The organism is Citrobacter sp. Ca225 (genome assembly GCF_030337175.1).
Taxonomy (GTDB): domain Bacteria; phylum Pseudomonadota; class Gammaproteobacteria; order Enterobacterales; family Enterobacteriaceae; genus Citrobacter_A; species Citrobacter_A amalonaticus.
This window is the reverse complement of sequence record NZ_JAOWCD010000057.1, coordinates 183,895-193,819: the sequence shown is the minus strand read 5'-3', so window position 1 is coordinate 193,819 and position 9,925 is coordinate 183,895. Positions and strand designations below refer to the sequence as shown.

The window sequence follows — 9,925 nt, the reverse complement described above, 5'->3', positions numbered from 1 at the left end:
GGTTAACCGAATAGGGGAGCCGAAGGGAAACCGAGTCTTAACTGGGCGTTAAGTTGCAGGGTATAGACCCGAAACCCGGTGATCTAGCCATGGGCAGGTTGAAGGTTGGGTAACACTAACTGGAGGACCGAACCGACTAATGTTGAAAAATTAGCGGATGACTTGTGGCTGGGGGTGAAAGGCCAATCAAACCGGGAGATAGCTGGTTCTCCCCGAAAGCTATTTAGGTAGCGCCTCGTGAATTCATCTCCGGGGGTAGAGCACTGTTTCGGCTAGGGGGCCATCCCGGCTTACCAACCCGATGCAAACTGCGAATACCGGAGAATGTTATCACGGGAGACACACGGCGGGTGCTAACGTCCGTCGTGAAGAGGGAAACAACCCAGACCGCCAGCTAAGGTCCCAAAGTCATGGTTAAGTGGGAAACGATGTGGGAAGGCTCAGACAGCCAGGATGTTGGCTTAGAAGCAGCCATCATTTAAAGAAAGCGTAATAGCTCACTGGTCGAGTCGGCCTGCGCGGAAGATGTAACGGGGCTAAACCATGCACCGAAGCTGCGGCAGCGACACTAAGTGTTGTTGGGTAGGGGAGCGTTCTGTAAGCCTGTGAAGGTGTGCTGTGAGGCATGCTGGAGGTATCAGAAGTGCGAATGCTGACATAAGTAACGATAAAGCGGGTGAAAAGCCCGCTCGCCGGAAGACCAAGGGTTCCTGTCCAACGTTAATCGGGGCAGGGTGAGTCGACCCCTAAGGCGAGGCCGAAAGGCGTAGTCGATGGGAAACAGGTTAATATTCCTGTACCAGGTGTTACTGCGAAGGGGGGACGGAGAAGGCTATGTTGGCCGGGCGACGGTTGTCCCGGTTTAAGCGTGTAGGTGTGTGTTCCAGGTAAATCCGGTTCACTTTAACACTGAGGCGTGATGACGAGGCACTACGGTGCTGAAGCAACAAATGCCCTGCTTCCAGGAAAAGCCTCTAAGCATCAGGTAACATCAGATCGTACCCCAAACCGACACAGGTGGTCAGGTAGAGAATACCAAGGCGCTTGAGAGAACTCGGGTGAAGGAACTAGGCAAAATGGTGCCGTAACTTCGGGAGAAGGCACGCTGATATGTAGGTGAAGCGATTTACTCGTGGAGCTGAAATCAGTCGAAGATACCAGCTGGCTGCAACTGTTTATTAAAAACACAGCACTGTGCAAACACGAAAGTGGACGTATACGGTGTGACGCCTGCCCGGTGCCGGAAGGTTAATTGATGGGGTTATCCGTAAGGAGAAGCTCTTGATCGAAGCCCCGGTAAACGGCGGCCGTAACTATAACGGTCCTAAGGTAGCGAAATTCCTTGTCGGGTAAGTTCCGACCTGCACGAATGGCGTAATGATGGCCAGGCTGTCTCCACCCGAGACTCAGTGAAATTGAACTCGCTGTGAAGATGCAGTGTACCCGCGGCAAGACGGAAAGACCCCGTGAACCTTTACTATAGCTTGACACTGAACACTGGTCCTTGATGTGTAGGATAGGTGGGAGGCTTTGAAGCGCGGACGCCAGTTCGTGTGGAGCCATCCTTGAAATACCACCCTTTAATGGCTGGTGTTCTAACGTGGGCCCGTAATCCGGGTTGCGGACAGTGTCTGGTGGGTAGTTTGACTGGGGCGGTCTCCTCCTAAAGAGTAACGGAGGAGCACGAAGGTTAGCTAATCCTGGTCGGACATCAGGAGGTTAGTGCAAAGGCATAAGCTAGCTTGACTGCGAGCGTGACGGCGCGAGCAGGTGCGAAAGCAGGTCTTAGTGATCCGGTGGTTCTGAATGGAAGGGCCATCGCTCAACGGATAAAAGGTACTCCGGGGATAACAGGCTGATACCGCCCAAGAGTTCATATCGACGGCGGTGTTTGGCACCTCGATGTCGGCTCATCACATCCTGGGGCTGAAGTAGGTCCCAAGGGTATGGCTGTTCGCCATTTAAAGTGGTACGCGAGCTGGGTTTAGAACGTCGTGAGACAGTTCGGTCCCTATCTGCCGTGGGCGCTGGAGAATTGAGGGGGGCTGCTCCTAGTACGAGAGGACCGGAGTGGACGCATCACTGGTGTTCGGGTTGTCATGCCAATGGCACTGCCCGGTAGCTAAATGCGGAAGAGATAAGTGCTGAAAGCATCTAAGCACGAAACTTGCCCCGAGATGAGTTCTCCCTGACCCTTTAAGGGTCCTGAAGGAACGTTGAAGACGACGACGTTGATAGGCCGGGTGTGTAAGCGCAGCGATGCGTTGAGCTAACCGGTACTAATGAACCGTGAGGCTTAACCTTACAACGCCGAAGCTGTTTTGGCGGATTGAGAGAAAATTTTCAGCGTGATTACAGATTAGATTAACCGGCGAAAGGCGGGTTAATAAACAGAATTTGCCTGGCGGCTGTAGCGCGGTGGTCCCACCTGACCCCATGCCGAACTCAGAAGTGAAACGCCGTAGCGCCGATGGTAGTGTGGGGTCTCCCCATGCGAGAGTAGGGAACTGCCAGGCATCAAACAAGTGAAGAGCCCATCCTGACGGATGGGCTTTTTGCGTTTCTGGATCACCGAATTTTGTAGGCCGGGTAAGGCGAAACCGCCACCCGGCAAGTCGTCAGATCGCACTCCACTCCACAATAAACTTCGCAATCACATCCACATCATTTAAATCCAGCACCGGAACTTCAAGCGGCAATACAACATCACTGGCTACCGCAATCACATGCTCATCCAGCGTTAATTCGCTGAAATCATGCCCTGCATCGCTTCTGAACAGCAGGATCTTAGGCACGGCCTCATGCTTAAATCCCTCAACCAGCACCAGATCCAGCGTGGCATGATCCATCCTGCTGACCAGGTACGCCAGATTCAGTTCGGGTTCTTCAGGTGTCTCAGTCATTAATGCCCAACGTTGCTGACTGGCGACCAGCGTTTGCGCCGCTCCTGCTTTGCGTAGCTCGTAGCTGTCTTTGCCTGGCTTATCCACATCCATATCATGATGCGTATGTTTGATAAGTCCGGGGCGGATCCCGGCGGCGCACAGCGCCGGGATTAGCTTCCTGAGCAGCGTCGTTTTTCCCGTTCCGCTCCACGCGGCGATAGCCAGTAGAGGGATCATGGTTTCTTCTGCCATTTATCAAGCTCCTCAAGGGTATTCACATTCACAAACGCTTCCTTGCAGTCGCTGAAGTCAACGGCATGCCCACCTGCCTGACGCATAAAAACCATGACCCGTCGCTCGCCAGACTGTAAATAGCGCTGCAAAAATGGCTGGACTGAACGGTGAACCAGCGCAATGGTGGGATGATCGCGCTCTCCATCATGCACCCATACCACCGGTGCATGATTGCACCGGGCACGTAAGCGGGCAGCCAGCGTTTGCGGGATAAAAGGGGTATCACAGGGGCAGAACAGAAACCAGTCGCCCGCCTCCTGTTGGAAAACAGAAAGCATGCCCGCCAACGGGCCGGGAAAATCCGCCATCACATCTGAAATGACTTTCAGGCCACCCGAGCGATAAATTTCCTGATGCCGATTGGCATTCACAACCACCGTTTCCAGTTGGGATAACAGCGTATCGGCGACATGTTTCCACAGCGGTTTCCCTTTAAGCTCAAGCAAGCCTTTATCAATGCCCCCCATTCGCCTGGCCTTTCCGCCAGCCAGTACAACCCCTGTTATTGCACTATCCTGATTCACTGATATCGCCTCTTTTATTGTGGGATTGACCCTGCTAACGTGTCTGTCTCAAGAGTAAGGAGCATGACCATGAAATGTAAACGCCTGAATGAAGTTATTGAACTCCTCCAGCCAGCCTGGCAAAAAGAGCCCGACCTTAACCTGATGCAATTTTTGCAGAAACTGGCGAAAGAGTCAGGTTTTGACGGTGAACTGGCGGATTTAACCGACGACATTCTGATCTATCACCTGAAAATGCGCGACTCTGCAAAAGACGCGGTTATTCCCGGTATTCAGAAAGATTACGAGGAAGATTTCAAGACGGCGCTGTTGCGCGCTCGTGGCGTAATTAAAGAGTAAAAGCTTGTAAGCGGGGCCACCGAAGCTGTTATGAAATGATATCCTGAATCATTCGACGTATTTTCCGGATGATGGGATGAATAACAACACTTTCAATTTCCAGACATTACACCCGGATACCATCATGGATGCGCTGTTTGAGCAGGGGATCCGGGTGGATTCTGGTCTTACCCCGCTTAATAGCTATGAAAACCGTGTCTATCAGTTCCAGGATGAAGACCGTCGGCGTTTTGTCGTTAAATTTTATCGCCCTGAGCGCTGGTCAGTTGATCAGATCCTGGAAGAGCATCAGTTTGCGATTGAGCTGCTTGAGGATGAAGTCCCGGTTGCTGCGCCGTTGGCTTTTAATGGTCAGACGCTATTATCGCATCAGGGGTTCCACTACGCGATTTTTCCAAGTGTAGGCGGTCGACAGTTCGAAGCGGACAATATCGATCAAATGGAAGCGGTGGGCCGTTATCTGGGGCGTCTTCATCAGACCGGCCGTAAGCAGCCATTTACCTGGCGACCGACCATCGGGCTGGACGAATACCTCGTCGAGCCGCGTAAACTCTTCGAGCACGCCCAACTCATTCCGTCCGCACAAAAGGCCGCATTTCTGAAAGCGACGGATACACTGATTGCGGCCGTCACTGAGCGGTGGCATACAAATTTTGACAGCCTTCGTCTACATGGCGACTGCCACGCTGGAAATATCCTCTGGCGCGAGGGGCCGCTGTTTGTCGATTTAGATGATTCCCGCAACGGTCCTGCCATTCAGGATCTGTGGATGCTTCTTAATGGTGATAAAGCTGAGCAACGTATGCAGCTTGAAACGATTATTGAAGCTTATGAAGAAGTTAGTGAGTTCGAAACATCTGAAATTGAACTGATTGAACCTTTACGTGCTATGCGTTTGGTTTATTATCTTGCCTGGCTGATGCGTCGTTGGGACGATCCTGCGTTTCCTAAAAACTTCCCGTGGTTAACTGGGGAAGATTACTGGCAACGACAGACCGCGACATTTATCGAGCAGGCAAAAGTCCTGCAAGAACCCCCATTACAATTAACACCCATGTATTAATCGGAGACGTAATCATGAAAAAGATTTGGCTGGCGCTGGCTGGTATGGTTTTAGCTTTTAGCGCATCGGCAGCGCAATTCGAGGATGGTAAGCAGTATACCACCCTGGAAAAGCCCGTTGCCGGTGAACCGCAGGTGCTGGAGTTCTTCTCTTTCTATTGCCCACACTGCTACCAGTTTGAAGAAGTCCTTCATGTTTCTGAGAATGTGAAGAAAAAACTTCCTGAAGGCGTCAAAATGACCAAATACCACGTTGAGTTCCTGGGCCCGTTGGGCAAGGATCTGACGCAAGCGTGGGCCGTCGCGATGGCACTGGGCGTAGAAGATAAAGTGACTGTGCCGATGTTTGAAGGGGTACAGAAAACCCAGACCGTGCAGAGCGTTGCAGATATCCGTAAAGTGTTCGTGGATGCCGGTATTAAAGGCGAAGATTACGATGCCGCGTGGAACAGCTTTGTCGTGAAATCACTGGTTGCGCAGCAGGAAAAAGCTGCTGCCGATCTGCAACTGCAGGGCGTGCCGGCGATGTTTGTTAACGGTAAATATCAGGTGAATCCGCAGGGCATGGATACCAGCAGCATGGATATCTTTGTTCAGCAATATGCTGACACGGTGAAATACCTGGTCGGTAAGAAATAAAAGCAGCGCCGGTCAGTGACCGGCGTTTTTAGTTGTCGCTTTAATCTCTTCTATTAACACGTCTTTTTCGCTCCATAGCGTATTCAGCCATAGCTGGAAACGACGCTTAAATCCTTTATCGTTAACGTAGTCGCCGTGCAGTTCTTCCTGAATGGGTTGCATGTCCACGCGAACCACTATGCGCGTTAGTTTCCCGCTCAGCATATCGAAGAAGGGCGTACGGTCGTTTTCCGGATAGCACAGCGTAACATTAAGTAATTTATCGAACTGCGAACCTAACACATTCAGCGCCATCGCAATGCCCGCCGCCTTTGGTGGCAACAGGTGTTGATACGGCGAGCGGGTCTGCTGACGTTTTTCTTCGGTAAAGCGGGAGCCCTCGACGAAATTAACGATCGTGGTGGGATGCGCGCGGAATTTCTCGCAGGACCGACGGGTAGTCTCGACATCTTTACCGCGGCGTTCCGGGTGGCGCAGGAGATAAGCGCGCGAATAGCGCTTCATAAATGGCATATCCAGTGCCCAGCAGGCGAGGCCGATAAAAGGTACCCAGGCCAACTGTTGCTTAAGGAAGTACTTGTTCATAGGAATGTGCTTGCGAAAGAGTACGCACAGTACCACGATGTCCGCCCAGCTGTGATGATTACACACCAGCAGATACCAGTTTTTCTTGCTCAGTCCTTCCAGGCCCTGCACATCCCATTTCAGCCATGGATTGAGATGCAACAGCAGGGCGAGGCCTTCACACCAGCAATACATCATGAAATTACAAAACAGAGATACCTTGCGCCAGACGAACGGAACGGGCAGCAGGAGCTTTACCAGTCCGGCCAGAATGATCGGTACGGAGCACAAAATTGTGACCACAATGGTCAATGCAATGCTCAGCAACAGGGTGACTGTAGCGAGTAATCTCGCCATGATTAAATTATTCAAAGGATTAGCCATAAACAGTACGCTAAAGTCGCGCAAGGGGGCTGATTTTATCAGAAAATGACTCAAATGACGGTTCTTCGCGACAGAGAAAAACATGCCATATCTATCCACATTCAGTAATTCAATGAAAACATAAAGGGTTTATTCTGTCGTTTTTATAATTAATTGAATTTAAAGAATATTATAAATGATGGTTAACGCATCGTTTTGAAATTAATGCGATGAAAATTAATTATTCACAAAGTTATCCACAGGCGGCTTTGCGAGCGATCCAGAAGATCTGCAAAAGAATTACGACAAATGTGGTGAAAAACTCATGTTTTCATCCTGTCTGTGGCATCCTTTATCCATAATCTGATAAACAGGCACGGACATTATGGTTCAGATCCCAGAAAACCCACTTATCCTTGTAGATGGCTCCTCTTATCTCTATCGCGCATACCATGCGTTTCCGCCGCTGACCAACAGCGCAGGCGAACCGACAGGCGCGATGTACGGTGTCCTCAATATGCTGCGCAGCCTGATCATGCAATATCAGCCAACGCATGCCGCAGTGGTATTTGATGCCAAGGGTAAAACCTTCCGTGACGAATTATTCGAGCATTACAAATCGCATCGCCCGCCGATGCCGGACGATCTGCGGGCGCAGATCGAACCGCTGCATGCCATGGTGAAGGCGATGGGGCTACCGCTGCTGGCTGTATCTGGCGTGGAGGCGGACGATGTTATTGGTACCCTGGCGCGTGAGGCAGAAAAAATGGGGCGCCCGGTGCTGATCAGTACTGGCGATAAAGACATGGCCCAACTGGTCACGCCAAATATCACACTCATCAATACTATGACCAACACCATTCTTGGTCCGGATGAGGTGGTGACAAAATACGGCGTGCCGCCGGAACTGATCATCGATTTCCTGGCGCTAATGGGCGATTCCTCCGATAACATTCCGGGCGTACCGGGGGTCGGGGAAAAGACCGCGCAGGCATTGCTACAGGGGCTGGGCGGCCTGGATACTCTTTATGCTGAGTCCGATAAAATTGCCGGGTTGACGTTCCGTGGTGCGAAAACTATGGCGGGTAAACTTGAGCAAAACAAAGAGGTGGCATACCTCTCCTATAAACTGGCGACGATCAAAACAGACGTTGAGCTGGAACTGACCTGCGAACAACTGGAAGTGCAACAACCCCAGGCTGACGAACTGGTTGGGCTGTTTAAAAAGTATGAATTCAAGCGCTGGACCGCTGATGTCGAAGCGGGCAAGTGGTTACAAGCAAAAGGGGCAAAACCGGCGGTAAAACCGCAGGAAACGATTGTCATTGATGAAGCCCCGGAAGAAGCCGCTGTCGTACTTTCTTATGAGAATTACGTGACCATTCTCGATGAAGCGACGCTGGAAACGTGGATTGCGAAGCTGAAAAAAGCGCCAGTGTTTGCCTTCGATACCGAAACCGACAGTCTGGATAACATCTCCGCCAACCTGGTAGGGCTCTCATTCGCTATTGAGCCGGGAGTGGCGGCTTATGTGCCAGTGGCGCATGACTATCTGGATGCGCCGGATCAAATCTCCCGCGACCGTGCGCTGGCGATGCTCAAGCCGCTCCTGGAAGATGAAAACGCGCGTAAGGTCGGGCAAAATCTCAAGTACGATCGCGGCATTCTGGCGAATTATGGTATCGAACTGCGCGGCATCGCTTTTGATACCATGCTCGAGTCGTACATTCTGAACAGCGTTGCCGGACGTCACGATATGGACAGTTTGTCCGATCGCTGGCTGAAACATAAAACCATCACTTTTGAAGAGATTGCGGGTAAAGGGAAGAACCAACTAACCTTTAATCAGATTGCGCTGGAAGAGGCGGGACGTTACGCGGCAGAAGATGCCGATGTCACCTTACAGCTGCATCTGAAAATGTGGCCAGAGCTGCAGCAGCACAAAGGGCCGCTGAACGTCTTTGAAAACATCGAAATGCCACTGGTACCGGTGTTATCTCGTGTAGAGCGTAACGGTGTGAAGATCGACCCCGCGGTGCTGCACAAGCACTCCGAGGAGATCACGCTCCGTCTGGCGGAGCTGGAACAGAAAGCCCATGAGATTGCAGGAGAAGTATTTAACCTTTCTTCAACCAAGCAGTTGCAGACGATCCTGTTCGAAAAACAGGGCATTAAGCCGCTGAAGAAAACCCCAGGCGGCGCGCCGTCAACCTCTGAAGAAGTGCTGGAAGAACTGGCGCTGGATTACCCGCTACCTAAAGTGATTCTTGAGTATCGCGGTCTGGCGAAGCTGAAATCGACCTACACCGACAAACTCCCGCTGATGATTAACCCGAAAACCGGGCGTGTGCACACCTCTTATCATCAGGCCGTGACCGCGACGGGCCGTTTGTCATCGACCGATCCGAACCTGCAAAACATTCCGGTACGTAATGAAGAAGGGCGTCGTATCCGCCAGGCATTTATCCCGCCGAAGGATTACCTGATTGTTTCTGCGGACTATTCGCAGATTGAATTGCGTATTATGGCGCACCTTTCACGCGACAAAGGGCTGCTGACGGCGTTTGCCGAAGGGAAGGACATTCACCGCGCCACCGCCGCCGAAGTGTTTGGTCTGCCGCTGGAGACCGTGACCAGCGAACAGCGTCGCAGCGCGAAAGCGATCAACTTTGGTCTGATCTACGGTATGAGTGCGTTCGGTCTGGCGCGCCAGTTGAACATTCCGCGTAAAGAAGCGCAGAAATACATGGACCTCTATTTTGAACGTTATCCCGGCGTGCTGGAGTATATGGAACGCACTCGCGCTCAGGCGAAAGAGCAGGGCTACGTTGAAACGCTGGAAGGCCGTCGTCTCTATCTGCCGGATATTAAATCCAGCAACGGCGCGCGTCGAGCGGGTGCGGAGCGTGCGGCGATTAACGCCCCGATGCAAGGAACCGCTGCCGATATTATCAAACGGGCGATGATTGCGGTCGATGGCTGGCTGGAAATGGAAAAACCGCGCGTGCGTATGATCATGCAGGTACACGATGAACTGGTGTTTGAAGTACACAAAGACGACCTGGACACGGTAGCGAAAAAGATCCATCAGTTGATGGAGAACTGCACACGCATTGATGTACCGCTGCTGGTGGAAGTTGGAAGTGGTGAAAACTGGGATCAGGCGCACTAAGTGCTCGCGAGATAACGCGCTTTTTTCGTAATTAAGCAACATAAGTGCGCGATTTTTGTGATGGGTATTGGAATTCCCTATGT

At 51.7% G+C, this 9,925-nt stretch carries 7 protein-coding genes and 2 rRNA genes; 6 read left to right on the top strand and 3 right to left on the bottom strand.

All coding sequences use genetic code 11. The annotated features are described in order from the left end of the window. Both OGW13_RS06665 and rrf read left to right on the top strand, forming a co-directional pair. Positions 1 to 2,304: ribosomal RNA gene (locus tag OGW13_RS06665) — 23S ribosomal RNA — on the top strand; the annotation flags it as partial. 96 nt (positions 2,305 to 2,400) lie between these two features. After that, positions 2,401 to 2,516, top strand: a 5S ribosomal RNA gene (gene rrf / locus OGW13_RS06660). A gap of 102 nt (positions 2,517 to 2,618) precedes the next feature. On the opposite strand, the gene mobB is transcribed toward rrf, so the two are convergent. Beyond that, entirely contained in the window at positions 2,619 to 3,122 is a 504-nt protein-coding gene (mobB, locus tag OGW13_RS06655) for a molybdopterin-guanine dinucleotide biosynthesis protein MobB (protein WP_072011058.1), read from the bottom strand. After that, entirely contained in the window at positions 3,119 to 3,703 is a 585-nt protein-coding gene (gene mobA, locus OGW13_RS06650; RefSeq protein ID WP_104445878.1) for a molybdenum cofactor guanylyltransferase MobA, read from the bottom strand. Before mobA ends, mobB begins: the two co-directional genes overlap by 4 nt. 69 nt (positions 3,704 to 3,772) lie before the next feature. On the opposite strand from mobA, the gene OGW13_RS06645 reads away from it, so the two are divergent. The 3 genes from OGW13_RS06645 (at position 3,773) to dsbA (ending at position 5,743) form a co-directional block, all read left to right on the top strand. Beyond that, positions 3,773 to 4,042 (top strand): YihD family protein, encoded by a 270-nt coding sequence (locus tag OGW13_RS06645; protein ID WP_042325406.1) that lies wholly within the window; start codon positions 3,773 to 3,775, stop codon positions 4,040 to 4,042. A gap of 76 nt (positions 4,043 to 4,118) precedes the next feature. Then, the gene (locus OGW13_RS06640; RefSeq protein WP_044265132.1) at positions 4,119 to 5,105 is read left to right on the top strand and encodes a serine/threonine protein kinase; all 987 of its coding nucleotides are present in this window, start codon (positions 4,119 to 4,121) and stop codon (positions 5,103 to 5,105) included. 14 nt (positions 5,106 to 5,119) lie between these two features. Then, positions 5,120 to 5,743 carry a thiol:disulfide interchange protein DsbA gene (dsbA, locus tag OGW13_RS06635; RefSeq protein WP_042325410.1) on the top strand — a complete coding sequence of 208 codons (624 nt, stop codon included), beginning with the start codon at positions 5,120 to 5,122 and terminating at the stop codon, positions 5,741 to 5,743. Positions 5,744 to 5,755: 12 nt separating this feature from the next. Here dsbA and yihG read toward each other — a convergent pair whose 3' ends face one another. Beyond that, positions 5,756 to 6,691, bottom strand: coding sequence for a 1-acylglycerol-3-phosphate O-acyltransferase, YihG family (yihG, locus tag OGW13_RS06630; protein WP_043001789.1), 936 nt, complete (start codon positions 6,689 to 6,691; stop codon positions 5,756 to 5,758). 364 nt (positions 6,692 to 7,055) lie between these two features. On the opposite strand from yihG, the gene polA reads away from it, so the two are divergent. Further along, positions 7,056 to 9,842, top strand: coding sequence for a DNA polymerase I (gene polA, locus OGW13_RS06625; RefSeq protein ID WP_042998842.1), 2,787 nt, complete (start codon positions 7,056 to 7,058; stop codon positions 9,840 to 9,842). Positions 9,843 to 9,925: the final 83 nt, after the last annotated feature.

What these genes read in the sequence shown, in the direction of transcription:
- polA (WP_042998842.1), top strand. Translation starts at nt 7,056, where the DNA reads ATGGTTCAGATCCCAGAAAACCCACTTATCCTTGTAGATGGCTCCTCT.
- OGW13_RS06640 (WP_044265132.1), top strand. Translation starts at nt 4,119, where the DNA reads ATGAATAACAACACTTTCAATTTCCAGACATTACACCCGGATACCATC.
- OGW13_RS06645 (WP_042325406.1), top strand. Translation starts at nt 3,773, where the DNA reads ATGAAATGTAAACGCCTGAATGAAGTTATTGAACTCCTCCAGCCAGCC.
- yihG (WP_043001789.1), bottom strand. Translation starts at nt 6,691, where the DNA reads ATGGCTAATCCTTTGAATAATTTAATCATGGCGAGATTACTCGCTACA.
- dsbA (WP_042325410.1), top strand. Translation starts at nt 5,120, where the DNA reads ATGAAAAAGATTTGGCTGGCGCTGGCTGGTATGGTTTTAGCTTTTAGC.
- mobB (WP_072011058.1), bottom strand. Translation starts at nt 3,122, where the DNA reads ATGATCCCTCTACTGGCTATCGCCGCGTGGAGCGGAACGGGAAAAACG.